The organism is Streptomyces sp. NPDC005722 (assembly GCF_040630935.1).
Taxonomy (GTDB): Bacteria; Actinomycetota; Actinomycetes; order Streptomycetales; family Streptomycetaceae; genus Actinacidiphila.
In genome coordinates this window covers 55456-72686 of sequence record NZ_JBEXYN010000026.1, presented here as the reverse complement: position 1 = coordinate 72686, position 17231 = coordinate 55456, and the positions used below count along the sequence as shown (strand labels likewise).

The 17231-nt window shown below is 73.2% G+C and carries 17 protein-coding genes; 14 read left to right on the top strand and 3 right to left on the bottom strand.

The features are described from left to right. The first annotated feature begins 146 nt into the window (after positions 1-146). The 8 genes from fbaA to ABZ479_RS26730 all read left to right on the top strand — a co-directional run bounded on the left by fbaA (position 147) and on the right by ABZ479_RS26730 (position 8246). On the top strand, positions 147-1169 hold the full coding sequence (gene fbaA / locus ABZ479_RS26765; RefSeq protein WP_500463915.1) for a class II fructose-bisphosphate aldolase: 1023 nt from the start codon (positions 147-149) through the stop codon (positions 1167-1169). Positions 1170-1244: 75 nt separating this feature from the next. After that, complete coding sequence (locus ABZ479_RS26760; protein ID WP_500463914.1) at positions 1245-1658, top strand: DUF3151 domain-containing protein; 414 nt, start codon at positions 1245-1247, stop codon at positions 1656-1658. 209 nt (positions 1659-1867) lie between these two features. Next, on the top strand, positions 1868-2701 hold the full coding sequence (locus ABZ479_RS26755) for a tryptophan 2,3-dioxygenase family protein (RefSeq protein WP_500463913.1): 834 nt from the start codon (positions 1868-1870) through the stop codon (positions 2699-2701). Beyond that, positions 2694-3920 carry a kynureninase gene (gene kynU / locus ABZ479_RS26750; protein ID WP_500463912.1) on the top strand — a complete coding sequence of 409 codons (1227 nt, stop codon included), beginning with the start codon at positions 2694-2696 and terminating at the stop codon, positions 3918-3920. Before ABZ479_RS26755 ends, kynU begins: the two co-directional genes overlap by 8 nt. A 3-nt stretch (positions 3921-3923) precedes the next feature. Then, positions 3924-4868 carry an alpha/beta hydrolase family protein gene (locus ABZ479_RS26745; RefSeq protein WP_500463911.1) on the top strand — a complete coding sequence of 315 codons (945 nt, stop codon included), beginning with the start codon at positions 3924-3926 and terminating at the stop codon, positions 4866-4868. A 142-nt stretch (positions 4869-5010) separates the two neighbouring features. Continuing rightward, positions 5011-6303: a sensor histidine kinase gene (locus tag ABZ479_RS26740; RefSeq protein ID WP_500463910.1), complete on the top strand. Its 1293-nt coding sequence runs from the start codon at positions 5011-5013 to the stop codon at positions 6301-6303. Further along, positions 6300-7004 (top strand): response regulator, encoded by a 705-nt coding sequence (locus ABZ479_RS26735; protein ID WP_500463909.1) that lies wholly within the window; start codon positions 6300-6302, stop codon positions 7002-7004. The genes ABZ479_RS26740 and ABZ479_RS26735 overlap by 4 nt, the downstream gene beginning before the upstream one ends. Positions 7005-7028: 24 nt before the next feature. Next, positions 7029-8246 (top strand): cytochrome P450, encoded by a 1218-nt coding sequence (locus tag ABZ479_RS26730; RefSeq protein ID WP_500463908.1) that lies wholly within the window; start codon positions 7029-7031, stop codon positions 8244-8246. A 115-nt stretch (positions 8247-8361) separates the two neighbouring features. Here ABZ479_RS26730 and ABZ479_RS26725 read toward each other — a convergent pair whose 3' ends face one another. Both ABZ479_RS26725 and ABZ479_RS26720 read right to left on the bottom strand, forming a co-directional pair. Continuing rightward, positions 8362-9945 carry an ABC transporter permease gene (locus tag ABZ479_RS26725; protein ID WP_500463907.1) on the bottom strand — a complete coding sequence of 528 codons (1584 nt, stop codon included), beginning with the start codon at positions 9943-9945 and terminating at the stop codon, positions 8362-8364. Further along, positions 9942-10880, bottom strand: a complete 939-nt coding sequence (locus ABZ479_RS26720) for an ABC transporter ATP-binding protein (protein ID WP_499599607.1) — start codon at positions 10878-10880, stop codon at positions 9942-9944. Before ABZ479_RS26720 ends, ABZ479_RS26725 begins: the two co-directional genes overlap by 4 nt. A 101-nt stretch (positions 10881-10981) precedes the next feature. Between ABZ479_RS26720 and ABZ479_RS26715 the strand changes: the two genes are divergently transcribed. Continuing rightward, on the top strand, positions 10982-11443 hold the full coding sequence (locus tag ABZ479_RS26715) for a GbsR/MarR family transcriptional regulator (RefSeq protein ID WP_500463906.1): 462 nt from the start codon (positions 10982-10984) through the stop codon (positions 11441-11443). Positions 11444-11456: 13 nt separating this feature from the next. On the opposite strand, the gene ABZ479_RS26710 is transcribed toward ABZ479_RS26715, so the two are convergent. Next, complete coding sequence (locus tag ABZ479_RS26710) at positions 11457-12281, bottom strand: diacylglycerol kinase family protein (RefSeq protein ID WP_500463905.1); 825 nt, start codon at positions 12279-12281, stop codon at positions 11457-11459. 152 nt (positions 12282-12433) lie between these two features. On the opposite strand from ABZ479_RS26710, the gene ABZ479_RS26705 reads away from it, so the two are divergent. The 5 genes from ABZ479_RS26705 to ABZ479_RS26685 all read left to right on the top strand — a co-directional run bounded on the left by ABZ479_RS26705 (position 12434) and on the right by ABZ479_RS26685 (position 17216). Further along, a complete protein-coding gene (locus tag ABZ479_RS26705; protein ID WP_500463904.1) occupies positions 12434-13717 on the top strand; it encodes an adenylosuccinate synthase in 1284 nt (427 codons plus the stop codon). Positions 13718-13818: 101 nt separating this feature from the next. Beyond that, the gene (locus ABZ479_RS26700; RefSeq protein ID WP_500463903.1) at positions 13819-15198 is read left to right on the top strand and encodes an aspartate aminotransferase family protein; all 1380 of its coding nucleotides are present in this window, start codon (positions 13819-13821) and stop codon (positions 15196-15198) included. 69 nt (positions 15199-15267) lie between these two features. Beyond that, a complete protein-coding gene (locus ABZ479_RS26695; protein WP_500463902.1) occupies positions 15268-15690 on the top strand; it encodes a hypothetical protein in 423 nt (140 codons plus the stop codon). A gap of 128 nt (positions 15691-15818) precedes the next feature. Then, a complete protein-coding gene (locus tag ABZ479_RS26690; RefSeq protein ID WP_500463901.1) occupies positions 15819-16505 on the top strand; it encodes a GntR family transcriptional regulator in 687 nt (228 codons plus the stop codon). A 57-nt stretch (positions 16506-16562) separates the two neighbouring features. Next, positions 16563-17216 carry a putative DNA-mimic protein gene (locus ABZ479_RS26685; protein WP_500463900.1) on the top strand — a complete coding sequence of 218 codons (654 nt, stop codon included), beginning with the start codon at positions 16563-16565 and terminating at the stop codon, positions 17214-17216. Positions 17217-17231 lie beyond the last annotated feature (15 nt).

Sequence of the window (17231 nt, the reverse complement as noted above, 5' to 3'; positions counted from 1 at the left end):
CGTGAAACCCTCCACCCCTGAGGTATGTCCGTGGTGCGCAGTGTGTGGAGCTCTCGCGCGAGTCTGCCAAGATGGGGGCGACGATGACGTCGATCCCAGGTCAGGGTCACTCACCGAACAACCCGCACATCACAAGGAGCGGACACATGCCCATCGCAACCCCCGAGATCTACAACGAGATGCTCGACCGGGCGAAGGCCGGCAAGTTCGCCTACCCGGCCATCAACGTGACCTCGACCCAGACCCTGCACGCCGCGCTGCGCGGCTTCGCGGAGGCGGAGAGCGACGGCATCGTCCAGATCTCGACGGGCGGCGCCGAGTTCCTCGGTGGCCAGTACAAGAAGGACATGGTCACCGGTTCGGTGGCGCTGGCCGAGTTCGCGCACGTCGTCGCCGAGAAGTACCCCGTCAACATCGCGCTGCACACCGACCACTGCCCGAAGGACAAGCTGGACGGCTACGTGCGCCCGCTGCTGGCCATCTCGCAGGAGCGCGTGGCGGCCGGCCGCAACCCGCTGTTCCAGTCGCACATGTGGGACGGCTCGGCGGAGACCCTCGACCACAACCTCGCCATCGCGCAGGAGCTGCTGGCCGAGGCCGTCAAGGCGAAGATCATCCTCGAGGTGGAGATCACCCCCACCGGCGGTGAAGAGGACGGCGTCACCCACGAGATCAACGACAAGCTGTACACCACGGTCGAGGACGCGATCCGCACCGCCGAGGCGCTGGGCCTGGGTGAGAAGGGCCGCTACCTGCTCGCCGCCTCCTTCGGCAACGTCCACGGCGTCTACAAGCCGGGCAACGTCGTGCTCCGCCCCGAGCTGCTCAAGGAGCTCGCGGAGGGCGTCGCCGCCAAGTTCGGCAAGCAGGACCCGTTCAACTTCGTCTTCCACGGCGGCTCCGGTTCCACCAAGGAGGAGATCGCCGTCGCGCTGGACAACGGCGTGGTCAAGATGAACATCGACACCGACACGCAGTACGCCTTCACCCGTCCCGTCGCGGACCACATGTTCCGCAACTACGACGGCGTGCTGAAGGTCGACGGCGAGGTCGGCGAGAAGAAGACCTACGACCCGCGCAGCTGGGGCAAGCTGGCCGAGGGCGGCATGGCCGCCCGTGTCCTCGAGGCCTGCCAGGACCTGCGCTCCGCGGGCACCAAGCTCAAGTAACCGCCCCGCACGGCGGTACGCACCGGGCCCGGCCCTTCCACGTGAAGGGGCCGGGCCCCGGCCATACTGGAACCCATGGCCATCAACGAGAACCTGCTCGGGGGACCGCCCCCGACGAACCTGCCCGACGACCCCGAGCCGCGCGAGCTGCTCGCCTCGGGAGCGGCCCCCTCCGAGGTCGCCGCCAAGTACCCGGCGTCCTCCCTGGCCTGGGCGCAGCTCGCCGACGACGCCTACGAGGGTGGCCGGGTCGTGGAGTCGTACGCCTACGCCCGCACCGGCTACCACCGCGGCCTGGACGCGCTGCGCCGCAACGGCTGGAAGGGCCACGGCCCGGTGCCCTGGGAGCACGAGCCCAACCGCGGCTTCCTGCGGGCCCTGCACGCCCTGGCGCGGGCCGCCCAGTCGATCGGCGAGCAGGAGGAGTACGAGCGCTGCAGCACCTTCCTGCGGGACTCCTCGCAGACCGCCGCCGACACGCTCGGCTGAGCCACCTTCCCCTCGCCGTGGACCACGGCACCCACCCCCGACCTGTCCGGCGCGCGCGCCGGGCAGGTCTTGCCGTACCGGGTCCTGACCACGCATGATTCCGGTTGGGCCCGGCGCCGGTAGAGCGCGGGTCCGAGGGGACCGGGGTCCCGCCGCGACGGCGTGCGGGACAGACCGCTACCTGGTAGCCCACATCCACGGAGACACCGATGTCCCACCGCCCCGACGTTTCCCAGGACGCCCCCGAGGCACCCAACCTGGACTTCGAAGGGACCACCCCGTACGAGGACTACGTCCAGGCCGACGTCCTCACCCATCTGCAGCACCCCCGCTCCGACGACCCCGGCGAGATGGTCTTCCTGGTGACCACCCAGGTCATGGAGCTGTGGTTCACCGTCATCGTGCACGAATGGGAGACCGCCTCCCGCGCGCTCGCGGCCGACGACGTTCCCACGGCGCTGGCCGCGCTCAAGCGCAGCACCTACGAGCTGCAGTCGCTCAACGCCTCCTGGGAGCCGATCGCGCACCTGACGCCGGCGCAGTTCAACGCCTACCGGGCCGCCCTCGGCGAGGGGTCCGGCTTCCAGTCGGCGATGTACCGGCGCATGGAGTTCCTGCTCGGCGAGAAGTCCGCGTCGATGCTGGTTCCGCACCGGGGTGCGCCGCGCGTGCACGACGAACTGCAGAAGGCGCTGCACGAGCCCAGCCTCTACGACGAGGTGGTGCGGCTGCTGGCCCGCCGCGGCCACGACGTCCCGCAGCGTGACGACCTCTCGCAGCGTTACGAGGCCGACCCGGCCGTCGAGCGGGCCTGGCAGGCCGTGTACTCCGGCGAGCAGGAGAGCGAACTCGTCCGGCTGGGCGAGGCGCTGACCGAGGTCGCCGAGCTGGTGTGGCGCTGGCGCAACGACCACCTGGTGGCGACCCGCCGCGCGATGGGCGCCAAGACCGGCACCGGAGGCTCCGCGGGGGTCTCCTGGCTGGAGAAGCGCGCGAGCAAGAACGTGTTCCCCGAGCTCTGGACGGCCCGTAGTCATGTCTGACGCGACGAAGCCCACCGAGTCCCCCGCGGCGAAGGCCGCCCGTCTCGACACCGCCGACGAGCTGGCGAAGCTCCGCGACCGCTTCGTCCTGGACGACGCCACCGTCTACCTGGACGGCAACTCCCTGGGCGCGCTGCCCGCGGGCGTGCAGGACCGCATGGCCGACGTCGTCGGGCGCGAGTGGGGGCAGTTGCGCATCCGCTCCTGGACCGAGAGCGGCTGGTGGACGGCGCCGGAACGGATCGGCGACCGCATCGGCGCGCTGACGGGCGCCGCCCCCGGCCAGGTCGTGGTCGGCGACTCCACCAGCGTCAACGTCTTCAAGGCCGTCGTCGGCGCCGTCCGGATGGCCCGGGAGACCGACCCGGCCCGTGACGAGGTGCTGGTCGACGCCGCCACCTTCCCCACGGACGGGTACATCGCGGAGTCCGCGGCCCGGATGACCGGCTGCGCGATCCGCGCGGTCGACGCCGCGGACGTCGCCGCGGTGGCGGGCCCGCGCACCGCCGTCGCGCTGGTCAACCACGTGGACTACCGCACCGGCCGGCTGCACGACCTGCCGGCCACCACGCCCGCCGTGCACGCGGCGGGCGCGCTGGTGGTCTGGGACCTCTGCCACACGGCCGGGGCCCTGCCGGTCGGCCTGGACGAGCACGGCGTGGACCTGGCCGTCGGCTGCACGTACAAGTACCTCAACGGCGGCCCCGGCGCGCCCGCGTACCTGTACGTCCGCCGCGACCTGCAGCCGCGCTTCGACTCCCCGCTGCCCGGGTGGAACTCCCACCGCGACCCGTTCGCGATGGAGGCCGCCTACCGGCCGGCCGACGGCAGCGTCCGCGGCCGGGTCGGCACCCCGGAGATCCTGTCGCTGCTGGCGCTGGACACGGCCCTCGACGTCTGGGACGGCGTGTCCCTGGACGCCGTGCGGGCCAAGAGCCTCGCCCTCACCGACTTCTTCCTGGAGTGCGTCGCGGCGTACGTGCCGGACGGCGTCGTACGGTCGGTCACCCCGGCCGCGCACGCCGAGCGCGGCAGCCAGGTCGCGCTGCGCTGCCCCGACGCGGGCGCGGTGATGGGGGAGCTGATCGCCAGGGGCGTCGTCGGCGACTTCCGCGAGCCGGATATCCTCCGCTTCGGATTCACCCCGCTGTACACGCGCTTCGCGGACGCGGAGCGGGCGGCGCGGGTGCTGGCCCAGGTCCTGGAAGGAACGCGGTAACGCATGTCCGACCCCACCTCGTCGAGCGACACCATTCCGGCAGGCGCCGAAGGCCGCGCCGACGCGGTGGGGCACGGGTCCGCTCCGCGTGACCCCGCGGAGCGGGCCGCGGCCGAGGAGGCGTCCGCGTTCTCCCACGCCCCCGTCCCGCCGGACGCCACCGCCGCCTACGGCGAGCACCCGGACCAGGTCGTCGACCTCTACCGCCCCCGGCCCGGGGCGGGCGTCACCCGGCCGGGGCCGCTGGTCGTGCTGCTGCACGGCGGCGCCTGGCGGGCGGCGTACGACAGGACGCACGTCTCGCCGCTGGCCGGCCTGCTCGCCCGGCACGGCTTCGCGGTCGCCTCGGTCGAGTACCGCCGGGGCAACGGCGGTACGGCCGCGGGCCGCTGGCCGGACACCTTCGACGACGTGGCGGCCGCCGTCGACGCCGTTCCGGCGCTGGCCGGGGCAGCCCTGGGCGCGGACACCGTGGACGTCCGGCGGATCGTGCTCACCGGTCACTCGGCCGGCGGGCACCTCGCGCTGTGGGCGGCCGCCCGGCACGTGCTGCCCGCCGGGTCGCGCTGGTACCGCCCCGGCGCGCCCGCGCTGCGCGGGGTGGTGGCGCTCGCGCCGATCGCCGACCTCGCGGCCGCCGTCGAGCGGGACGTGTGCTCCGGGGCGGTCGCCGAACTGCTCGGCGGGGCCGACCTGCTCGCCGGGCGCCGGGCGGAGACCGACCCGTCCGCGCTGCTGCCGACCGGCATCCCCGTGACCGTCGTGCACGGCGACCGCGACGAGGTCGTCCCGCCGCAGGTCGCGGAGGCCTTCGCGGCCGCCTCGGCGAAGGCGGGGGAGGAGGTCCAGCTCACGCTGCTGGAAGGCGTGGGCCACTTCCCGGTGATCGACCCCGCGGCGGCCGCGGCGGCCGTGGTCGCCGAGGAGATCGGCCAGCTCGCCTGGTGAGGCGTCCGTCCGGTGCGGCGTCCGTCCGGTGCGGCGTCCGTCCGGTGCGGCGTCCGTCCGGTGGGGTCCTCCTTGAGGATGACGCCGGTACATCGTCTTCGCAGGTGACGACGGCGACGTGCGCAGTCCCTACCGTGAGAGCGTGACCGAGACAAGCCAGACCTCGCTGCGGACCGAGCTCCGCATGGCCCGCGGCGCCCTCAGCGGACTGCGGCACGACCTGATCACCGATGCCTTCGCCTTCCGGCCGATGGCGCCGCTGCGCGACGGGCACCCGCTGCTCGCCGTGGTGCCGCGCCGGCTCCGCGGGTACGGGCGCTGGATGCCGCACGCGGCGCTGACCTGCTTCACGGTCTTCCTGATGTTCGTCTCGACGGAGAGCGAGGGCGGGCCGGTCGGCTTCGTGCTGGCCCTGCTGGTCGGGGTGCCGCTGCTCACCACGATGTTCCGGCCGATCGGCGCGTGGTGGCTGTCCGTCGGGGCCGCCGTGCTCACCGGGATGTTCAGCGCCGGGTGGTCCTCCACCTACCCGTGGACGGACGCCGGCTTCGTCTCGCACCTGACGGTGCTGGGCGTGGTGGCGGCGCGCACCCGGGCGCGGGTGGCCGCCGAGATGTGGCTGCTGACGGCCGCGCTGGCGCTGGCCTTCCAGCCGCTGTCGAACGGGTACGGCTCGGACCCGTTCATCGTGGTCTTCCTCTCCGCCGTCCTGCTGTCCGTCGTGTCGGCGGTGCGCGGGCTCCGCCAGTCCCGGCAGGAGGTCGCCGCCCAGGTCGCCGTGACCGAGGTCGAACGGACCCGGCGCACGCTGCTGGAGGAGCGCACGACCATCGCCCGCGAGCTGCACGACGTCGTCGCCCACCACATGTCCGTGATCGCGATCCAGGCGGAGGCCGCGCCGTACCGCGTGGAGAACCCGCCCGAGGAGCTGACCAAGAGCTTCGCGATCATCCGCGAGAACGCCGTCATCGCCCTGACCGAACTGCGCCGCGTCCTCGGGGTCGTACGCGCCGAGGACTACCAGGCCCCCGACGCGCCGCAGCCCACCCTCGCCGACCTCGACCGGCTCGTCGCCAACGTGCGCGAGGCGGGACTGGAGGTGGAGCGGACGGTGACCGGCGCGGTGCGCGAGCTCCCGCAGGGGGTCGAGCTGTCGGCGTACCGGATCATCCAGGAGGCGCTGAGCAACACGCTGCGGCACTCGCCGGGCGCCGCCGCCCGGGTCGAGGTCAGCTACGTCCTCGGCGGGCTCGGGCTGCGCGTCGTCAACGGCCCGCCGCGCGGCCTCGTGAAGCCCTCGCCGGGCGCCGGGCACGGGATAGCCGGCATGCGGGAGCGGGTGGCGATGCTCAGTGGCGAGATGACCGACGGGCCCACCGAGGACGGCGGCTACGAGGTCACCGTGTTCATCCCGGTCCCCGGGGAGCGGGCATGAGCGGGAACGCGGGAAACGCGGGAAGCGCGCGGACCCCGGGGAGCACCATCAGGGTGCTGATCGCGGACGACCAGATGATGGTCCGCGAGGGCTTCTCGGTGCTGCTGGGCGCCCAGCCCGACATCGAGGTCGTCGGCGAGGCCGTCGACGGGCGGCAGGCGATCGAGCAGGTCGCGGCGCTGCGGCCGGACGTCGTTCTGATGGACATCCGCATGCCCGAGCTCAACGGCCTGGAGGCCACCCGCGAGATCGTCGCGGCGGACGCCGACGCCAAGGTGCTCGTGCTGACCACCTTCGACCTGGACGAGTACGTCTACCAGGCACTGCGCGCGGGCGCGTCCGGCTTCCTGCTCAAGGACGCCTCGGCCCGCCAGCTCGCGGACGGCGTACGCATCGTGGCGGCCGGCGACGCGCTGCTCGCCCCGGCGATCACCAAGCGCCTGATCACCGAGTTCAACCGGCTGGGCACGCCCCGGCCGCCCACCCAGGACCGGGTCGGCGAGCTCACCGAGCGCGAGACGGAGGTGCTGGTGCTGGTCGCGCAGGGGCTGTCCAACGCCGAGATCGCCGACCACCTGGTGGTCGCCGAGTCCACGGTCAAGACCCACGTGAGCCGGGTCCTGGTGAAGCTGGGGCTGCGCGACCGGACCCAGGCGGCGGTCTTCGCGTACGAGGCGCGGCTGGTCACCCCGGGCGGCTGAACGGGCGGGAGGTAGTCTCCGCACATGAGCAGCACTGCCACCGTCTTCGATCCCTGGTCGCCGCAGTTCGTCGCCGACCCCTACCCGGCCTACGCCCGGCTGCGGGCCGAGGGGCGCGCCCACTGGTTCGAACCGAGCGGGCAGTGGCTCATCCCGCACTTCGAGGACGTCAGCGCGCTGCTGCGGGACCGGCGGCTCGGGCGTACGTACCTGCACCGCTTCACCCACGAGGAGTTCGGCCGCATCGCGCCGCCGCCGGAGCACGAGCCCTTCACCACGCTCAACGGCAACGGCCTGCTCGACCTGGAGGCGCCCGACCACACCCGTATCCGGCGGCTGGTCTCCAAGGCGTTCACCCCGCGCACGGTCGAGCGGCTCACGCCGACCGTGCAGCGGCTGGCCGGGGAGCTGGTGGAGCGGCTGGTCGCGGAGGGCGGCGGCGACCTCATCGCCACGGTCGCGGAGCCGCTCCCGGTGGCCGTGATCGCCGAGATGCTGGGGATACCGGCCGCGGACCGGCACCTGCTGCGGCCCTGGTCGGCCGACATCGTCGGGATGTTCGAGCTCAACCCCTCCGAGGACGCCGCGCGCAGGGCGGTCCGCGCCAGCGAGGAGTTCTCCGCCTACCTGCGTGAGCTGATCGCCGAACGCCGCAAGGCGCCCGGCGAGGACCTGATCAGCGCGCTGATCGCGGCGCACGACGAGGGCGACCGGCTCAGCGAGCAGGAGATGGTCTCCACCTGCGTCCTGCTGCTGAACGCGGGCCACGAGGCGACCGTCAACACGACCGGCAACGGCTGGTGGACGCTCTTCCGGCATCCCGAGCAGCTGGCGGAACTGCGCCGGGCACCGGAGGAACTGCTGCCCACGGCGATCGAGGAACTGCTGCGCTTCGACACCCCGCTGCAGATGTTCGAGCGCTGGGTGCTGGACGACATCGAGGTCGGGGGCACCGTGATCCCGCGCGGCAGCGAGGTGGCGCTGCTCTTCGGTTCCGCCAACCGCGACCCGGAGCGCTTCGCCGACCCCGACCGGCTGGACCTCTCCCGCGCGGACAACCCGCACATCACCTTCGGCGCCGGCATCCACTACTGCCTCGGCGCCCCGCTGGCCCGCATCGAACTGGCCGCGTCCTTCACGGCGCTGCTGCGCCGGGCCCCGCGGCTGGAGCTCGCTGCGGAACCCGCCTGGAACGAGGGCTACGTCATCCGGGGTCTGCGCGAACTGCGCGTCACCTGCTAGCACCCGGCCCGGTGCGGTCCGGCCCGGTACGGTCCGGCCCGGTACGGTCCGGCCCGGTGCGGCTGCGGGACCCGGCCCGAGGGCCGGGTCCCCCCGCTCACGCCGTTCCCGCCACTCAGGCCGTGATGTCCCGGCGGCGCAGCGCCGCGAGCCCCGTCGCGGCGAGCGCGAGGGCCAGCACGGTGAGCACCGCCAGCGGGGTCACGGTGACGTCCGCCGAGGGCACCTTCGGCAGGTGCGTGAAGACGGACAGGTCCATCACCCAGGGCGAGAGTCCCAGCGCCGGTCCGTAGAGCCCGATGGCGAGCGTCAGCGACGCCACGCCCCAGCCGGCCCGTGCCGCCCTCGGCGCCGCGCCGTACAGCAGCAGCGCCGCCGCGGCCACGAACCAGACCGCGGGCAGCTGCACCAGGCCCGCACCTGCCAGCCGCCACATCTGGCCGACGGTGTCGCCGGCCGTCGCCCCGTAGCCGAGTCCCATGGTGAGGCCGGAGACGGCCATGAGGAGCACGGAACCGGCGAAGGCGAGCAGCGCGTGGCTCGCGGCCCAGCGGACCCGGCCCACGGCCGTGGCGAGGACGGGTTCGGCGCGGCCGGAGTTCTCCTCGCCCTGGAGCCGGAGCACGGCCTGGACGGCGTAGATCGCGGCGATCATCCCCATCACCCCGGTCATGGAGGCGAGGTAGGAGTCGACCAGCCCGGAGGCACCGCCCATGTCGCGCATGACGTCCGCGAGCTGCTCGTTGTCCCGGACGAGGTCGGCGGCCCCGTTGGCGAGGCCGCCCAGCGAGGCGCCGCCCACGGCGAAGCCCGCCGTCCACCCCCACAGCGAGCCGCGCTGCAGCCGCCAGGCCAGCCCCTGCGCGGTGCCCAGACGGGGACCGGCGGTGGCCGGGCCGGGCCGGGGCGGCAGCAGCGAGGCGTCGATGTCGCGCCGGGCCACCAGGGCGTACGCGACCGCGACGAGGCCGGCCGCCCAGGCCGCGAACAGGGCGGCCACCCACCAGCGTTCGTCCGCGAAGGGACGGACGTTCTCCGCCCAGCCCAGCGGCGAGAGCCAGGTCAGCGTGCCGCTCCCGGCGTCGCCGACGGCGCGTATCAGGAAGGCGAGGCCGAGGACCGCGCCCGCGATGCCGCGCGCCGCACGGGCGCTCTCCGTCAGCTGCGCCGCGACCGCCGCGACCGCGGCGAAGGAGCAGCCCGCGCCGGCGAAGGCCGTCCCGAAGGCGACCGCGCCCCGCGCGCCCTGCCCGAGCAGCGCCAGGGTGACCAGCAGCCCCAGGAGCAGCGAGGCCCCGAAACCGGTGACCAGGGCGGCGGCCAGCGGCGCCCGTCGTCCGACCGCGCCCGCGCCGACCAGCTCCAGCCGGCCGGCCTCCTCTTCCTCCCGGGTGTGCCGGACGACCAGGAGCATCGCCATCAGCCCGGCCAGCGCCGCGCCGAAGGCCATCATGCGCCAGGCCGTCAGGCCGCCGATGCCGGTGTCGAACACCGGCCCGTACAGGGCGCGCAGCGAGCCGTTGCCCGCCGTGCTCGCCGCGACCCCGGCGCGTTCCGCCGGGGTGTCGTAGAGGCCGCCGAAGGCCGAGGCCGTGGACGCGACCAGCAGGGCGATCGGCACGACCCACGCCGGGATCATGACGCGGTCCCTGCGCAGCGCGAGCCGGGTGAGCGTGCCCGTCCCGGTGAGGGCGTTCATCGCCGGGCCTCCGTGTCGGCCGCGAGGGCGCCGACGGCGACGGGGTCCGCGGGGCCGTCCTCGTAGTGCCGCAGGAACAGCTCCTCCAGCGTGGGCGGCGTGCTGGTGAGGCTGCGTACACCCGTCCCGCTCAACTGCCGCAGCACCGCGTCGAGCCGGTCGGTGTCGACCTGGAGCCGGACGTGGTTGCCGCGTACGTCGAGGTCGTGCACGCCCGGCAGCCCGTCCAGGCCCTGCGGCGTGCCGGCCAGCTCAGCGGTGACCGAGGTGCGGGTGAGGTGCCGCAGCTCGCCGAGGCTCCCGGTCTCCACCGTGCGCCCGCCCCGGATGATGCTGACCCGGTCGCACAGGGCCTCTACCTCGCTGAGGATGTGACTGGACAGCAGCACCGTCCGGCCGCGGTCGCGTTCCTCGCGGACGCACTCGCGGAAGACCTCCTCCATCAGCGGGTCCAGGCCGGAGGTGGGCTCGTCGAGTATCAGCAGGTCGACGTCGGAGGCGAACGCGGCGACGAGCGCGACCTTCTGGCGGTTGCCCTTGGAGTAGGCGCGGCCCTTCTTCGTCGGGTCCAGCTCGAAGCGCTCCAGCAACTCCCGCCTGCGCGCCCCGTCCAGACCGCCGCGCAGCCTCCCCAGCAGGTCGATGACCTCGCCGCCGCTGAGGTTGCGCCAGAGGGTGACGTCACCCGGGACGTAGGCCAGCCGCCGGTGCAGGGCGACGGCGTCGCGCCACGGGTCGCCGCCGAGCAGCTGGGCGGCCCCCCGGTCCGCGCGCAGCAGCCCGAGCAGGATGCGGATGGTGGTCGACTTGCCGGCCCCGTTGGGGCCGAGGAAGCCGTGCACCTCGCCCTTCTCGACGGTCAGGTCGAGACCGTCCAGTGCGTGCGTGCGGCCGAAGGACTTGTGCAGTCCGGCCACACTGATTGCCTTCGTCATGCTTCCGAACGTACAGTAGATTCACAAATTTGTGAAGTTAAAGAAGTGTATAAACTTCGGGACGGGAGGCGATGACGGTGGCGGAGGAGTCCTTGGAGCCCATGACGTTCGTCGAGCGCTTCGCGGCGGAACTGGTCGAGGCGGGCATGCAGCGCATGGCGGCACGGGTGTTCTCCGCGCTCCTCGCCTCGGAGACCGGTGTGCTGAGCGCCGCCGAGCTGGCCGAACGGCTCCAGGCGAGCCCCGCCGCCGTCTCCGGCGCCGTCCGCTACCTGGCACAGGTCGGCATGCTCACCCGCGAGCGCGAGCCGGGCTCACGGCGCGAGCGCTACCGGGTGCACAGCGACCAGTGGTACGAGACCTTCACCCGCCGCGACCAGGTCCTCGCCCGCTGGGAGAACGCCCTGCGCTCCGGCATCGACACCCTCGGCCCCGAGACCGCGGCCGGCCGCCGGCTCGCGGAGACCGCCGCCTTCTTCGACTTCCTGCAGGACGAACTCGGCGACATGATGGACCGCTGGCGCGAGCGCAAGGCCGAACTGCGCCGGCAGGGCGCGCTCTGACCCTCCGGCGGCCCTAGTACGCCGACCGCGGGACGGTCAGCCGCCAGGCCGCCGGCACCACCGTCCAGGTGCGGCGCCGCACCGGACCCGCCGGCGCGGTGTCCGCCGTGTAGCGGAAGTCCCGGCCCGAGACGGTGACGCTCCGGGCGTGCACCGGCCCCGTGTGCGCCACGCCCTCCCTGCGGACGAGCACTTCGGCGACGCCCGGCACCGCCGTCGACACCGACACCTCCTCGACGCAGTCGTCCAGGTCGGCCAGCACCACCCCGTCCGCCTCGATCCGCAGCCGGTGGCCGCCGCGCATCCCCAGCCCCAGGTGCGGGGAGTGGCCGTTCAGGCTCAGCGTGCGGGCCAGCGAGCGGGCCCGGCGCTCCACCGGCGTCCACCAGGCGGGGGTGGCCGAGCCGATGCGCAGCGCGCCCAGCACGATGCCGCCGCTGTCGTCGAGCAGCAGGTCCAGCTCGCGTTCCGCCCCGTCCAGCACCGCGCGCGCCGCGCTCACCGCCCCGCCCGGCACGCCGAGCGCCCGTGCCAGACCGGTCCGCCGTCCGACCGGCACCAGGCCGACGACGGCCTCGCCCAGCCCCCGTGCCGAGTGCAGCGTCCGTACCGTGCGCAGCAGCGCCGCGTCGTCGCCCACGACCACCGGGCGCCGCCGGCCGCGGTGCTCCAGCACCCGGACGGCCTCCTCCTCGGACTCCGGAAGGGCGATCTTCACGGAGGGGGCTCCCCCGCACAGCACGTCCTTCGCGATGCGTACCGATTCGCCGTCCATGACGCGGGCGGCGGGGTCGATGACCACGAGCAGGGGCTGCCCGGACGGTCGCTGAGCCGACACCTTGGTCCTTCCTCAGGTAACATCTCGGTGCAAGAGCCCCTTGCGCTGCCTTGCGCCAGGGGCTTCGTCTATTTCCGGGGCACCGGTCCGACGGCTCTCCCCGCCATGGGGAGCCACGTTGGACATGCCCCGCCCGGAAGGGGTGTACGCCTGTGCCCGCACTTGTGCTGCTCGGTGCTCAGTGGGGTGACGAGGGCAAGGGGAAGGCCACCGACCTGCTCGGTGGCTCCGTGGACTACGTGGTGCGCTACCAGGGCGGCAACAACGCCGGCCACACGGTCGTCGTCGGCGACCAGAAGTACGCGCTGCACCTCCTGCCTTCCGGGATCCTGTCACCGGGATGCACCCCGGTCATCGGCAACGGAGTCGTCGTCGACCCGGCGGTCCTGCTCTCCGAGCTGAGCGGGCTGAACGAGCGCGGCGTCGACACGTCCAAGCTCCTCATCAGCGGTAACGCGCACCTGATCACGCCGTACCACCAGACGATCGACAAGGTCACGGAGCGCTTCCTCGGCAAGCGCAAGATCGGCACCACCGGCCGCGGCATCGGCCCCGCCTACGCCGACAAGATCAACCGCGTGGGCATCCGGGTCCAGGACCTCTTCGACGAGTCGATCCTCCGTCAGAAGGTCGAGGCGGCCCTCCACGACAAGAACCAGGTCCTGATCAAGATCTTCAACCGCCGTGCCATCAGCACCGACCAGGTGGTCGAGGAGTACCTGGGCTACGCGGAGCAGATCAAGGACTACGTCGCCGACACGACCCTGCTCCTCAACACCGCGCTGGACGAGGGCAAGGTCGTCCTCCTGGAGGGCGGCCAGGGCACCCTGCTGGACGTGGACCACGGCACGTACCCCTTCGTGACCTCGTCCAACCCGACGGCCGGCGGCGCCTGCACGGGCTCGGGCATCGGCCCCACCAAGATCAACCGGGTGATCGGCATCCTCAAGGCCTACACCACCCGGGTCGGCGCCGGCCCGTTCCCGACCGAACTGTTCGACGCGGACGGCGAGGCGCTGCGCCGCATCGGCGGCGAGCGGGGCGTCACCACCGGCCGCGACCGCCGCTGCGGCTGGTTCGACGCGGTGATCGCCCGCTACGCGACCCGGGTCAACGGCCTCACCGACTTCTTCCTCACCAAGCTCGACGTCCTCACCGGCTGGGAGCAGATCCCGGTCTGCGTCGCCTACGAGATCGACGGCAAGCGCTTCGAGGAACTGCCGTTCAGCCAGACGGACTTCCACCACGCCAAGCCGGTCTACGAGACCCTGCCCGGGTGGAGCGAGGACATCAGCAAGGCGAAGACCTTCTCCGACCTGCCGAAGAACGCCCAGGCGTACGTCAAGGCGCTGGAGGAGATGTCCGGCGCCCCGATCTCGGCCATCGGCGTCGGCCCCGGCCGCACCGAGACCATCGAGGTCAACTCCTTCCTCTGAGGGACGACGGCGGCGCGCGCCCTACAAGCTGTCGGCGCGCGTGGCCACCGTCATACAGGGTGCCAATGTCATGCGTCCGGGCCGTTGCTTAGCCTGGGCGCATGACCCCTCCCTCCGCCGACCCCGGGACCGGCGCCGCCGTCAAGGCCGCCGACCGCGCCCACGTCTTCCACTCCTGGTCCGCGCAAGGCCTGATCGACCCGCTGGCGGTCGCCGGGGCCGAGGGCGCGTACTTCTGGGACTACGACGGCAACCGCTACCTGGACTTCACCAGCGGGCTGGTCTTCACCAACATCGGTTACCAGCACCCCGAGGTCGTCGCCGCCATCCAGGAGCAGGCCGCGAAGCTCGTCACCTTCGCGCCCGCCTTCGCCGTGGAGCCGCGCTCCGAGGCCGCCCGGCTGATCGCCGAGCGCACCCCCGGCGACCTGGACAAGATCTTCTTCACCAACGGCGGCGCCGAGGCCGTGGAGAACGCCGTCCGGCTCGCGCGGCTGCACACCGGCCGTCACAAGGTGCTGTCCGCGTACCGCTCGTACCACGGCGGCACCTCGGCCGCGATCAACCTGACCGGTGACCCGCGCCGCTGGGCCTCCGACAACGGCTCGGCGGGCGTCGTCCGCTTCTGGACGCCGTTCCTCTACCGTTCGCCGTTCCACTCGGAGACCGAGGAGCAGGAGCGCGACCGCGCGCTGCAGCACCTGGAGGACACCATCGTCTTCGAGGGCCCGCAGACCGTCGCCGCGATCGTGCTGGAGACGGTGCCGGGCACGGCGGGCATCATGGTGCCGCCGCCCGGCTACCTGGCCGGCGTCCGCGAGATCTGCGACCGGTACGGGATCGTCTTCGTCCTCGACGAGGTCATGGCCGGTTTCGGCCGCACCGGCAGCTGGTTCGCCGCGGAGCGGTTCGACGTCACCCCCGACCTGCTCACCTTCGCCAAGGGCGTCAACTCCGGCTACGTGCCGCTCGGCGGCGTCGCGATCAGCGAGGAGATCGCCGCGACCTTCGCCACCCGCCCCTACCCGGGCGGCCTGACCTACTCCGGACACCCGCTGGCCTGCGCCGCCGCCGTCGCCACGATCCGGGTGATGGAGGACGAGCGGATCGTCGAGCACGCCGCCGCGCTCGGCGAGAACGTGATCGGCCCGGGCCTGCGGGAGCTCGCCGAGCGTCACCCGTCGGTCGGCGAGGTGCGGGGCCTCGGCGCCTTCTGGGCGGTGGAGCTGGTGCGGGACCGGGAGACCCGCGAGCCGCTGGTCCCCTACAACGCGGCGGGCGAGGCGAACGCCCCCATGGCGGCCTTCGCGGCGGCCTGCAAGAAGAGCGGCCTGTGGCCCTTCGTCAACATGAACCGCACCCATGTGGTGCCCGCCTGCAACATCACCGAGGCCGAGGCCAAGGAGGGCCTGGCGCTCCTCGACGCGGCCCTGGCCGTCGCCGACGAGCACACCGTCGAGGGCGGCCGGCCCGCCTCCTGAGGAACCGTGCCGGCCGCTGCGTGAGTCTTCCGGGCCGACGACGCGACGGCGTCGGCCCGAGGGGAGCGCATGACGGAGACCGGGACACGCGGCGCATCCACGGAGCCCGCGCCGGGGTGCGGCTGGTACCTGGCGGGCGGGGCCCTGTCCGCCGCGGGCGTGTTCGCCGGCACCGTGTGGGTCGCCGGGTCGTGGCAGAGCTGCCCGCTCGGCAACGACGCGAGCAACACCATCGGGCTGAAGCTGCTGATGCCCGTGGCCTGGCTCTGCATGCTCCTGCTGCTGGTGCCCCTCGGGCTCGCGCTGCGCAGGTGGCCGCCGCCCGGCGGGGGCGCCACCGCGGGGCTCGCGCTCGTCACGGCGGTCCTCGCCCTGACCCTGCTCTACCGGGTCGGGATGGAGTGGCCCTCCCACCCGCCGGACCGGCCGTGCACGGACGGCTTCCCCCTCTTCCCGTTCACGGGGAAGACCGGCCCCTACAACGACGGCTGAGCGCGTCCCGGCGCCCGCCCGGGCCGCGGGTGAGCCGCACCACAGGTGTGGACCACCCGCGGCCCGCCCTCGCATAAGGTGTGGCGGAGCCGTAAGCGCACCGCCACATCTGTAGGGAGGCACCGGGCATGCCGGAAGGCCCAGCGGGTGGAACCGTCCGACGGAGCAGTCTGCGGCAGCAGATAGCCGACGCGCTCCGCGACGAGGTGCTCACCGGGCGCATGGCGGCCGGGCGGCACTTCACGGTCAAGGAGATCGCGGAGATGTACGGGGTGTCCGCCACCCCGGTCCGCGAGGCCCTGGTGGACCTCGCGGCGCAGGGGCTGCTCGACGTCGAGCACCACCGCGGCTTCCAGGTGCGGCGCTTCACCGACGCCGAGTTCCGCTCCATGGTCGAGGCGCGCACCCTCGTCGTCGAGGGGATCTTCCGCCGCATCGCCACGCGCGGCATGCGCGAGGTCGACCCCCAGGAGCTGGCCTCCGTACGCCGCCGGGCCGAGGCCGCGGCGCGGGCCTCGCGGGCCGGCGAGCTGGACGTCCTCATCGGCTACGACATCCGCTTCTGGCGCGAACTGACCGCGCTGGCGGGGAACGCCCACGTCGGCGAGTTCCTCGACCGGATCCGCACCCAGACCTGGGTGTACGCGGTGCCCTACCTGCGCGGCCGGCCGGACGTGGCGGGTCTGTGCTGGTCCGACCACGTCGTCTTGGTGACCGCGATCGAGAAGCGGGACACCGGGACCGCCCAGCGCGTCGTCGAGGAGTTCAACGACCATTCGCTCGAGCTCATGCGGCGTCTGGCCGCGGGCCGGTAGGAACGCCCACCGCCCACTACGCTGGTCCGACCACGCACGGAAGGACTTGGAGCGCCTGTGGCCTGCGACTTGTGGCTGGTTCCCCTGGTGGACGTGCTCCGCCACAGCCCCGACAACCCGTTCGCCGAGGAGATCGCCCGCTATGACAAGGCGTTGAACGACGCCGGTCTCCCCCCGGTGCCCGTCTACTCCTACATGCCGGGCCTGTCCGGCGACGTGGCCCCGGTCGCGGGCTTCGACTACGACGCGCTGCACTTCCTGCGCCGCGCCTACCTGCTGCACATCCAGGGCCTCGCGGTCACGCCGGTCGACGAACTCGGCGGCGACTACGAGCAGTTGCTGGAGATGTTCGAGACCACCGCCCAGCAGTCGCACCTCGTCTGGCACTACGACCACGCGGGCGCGTACGTCCCCCTCGACTTCGCCCATCCGCTGGTCAACGACGAACTCCTCGACGCCGGCGGCCCGCTGGGCTCGGCCCACGGCCTGCTGCGCGAGCTCGCCTTCGTGGCCCCGGTGATCGGCATCGACCCGCAGAACCCGCCGCCCGCCCCGGCGCCGCCGGCCGGTCCCACCGAGCTGGAGGAGCCGGCGGCCCCGCCCGCGCAGCAGGACGGCAGCCCCTTCGCGCGGGAGCGCCACGTGTGGCTGGGGCTGCACGCGGCGGCGACCCGTGCGCTGGGCCAGGGGTCGATGATCGTCTTCAGTTAGCGGCGGCCCGGGCCC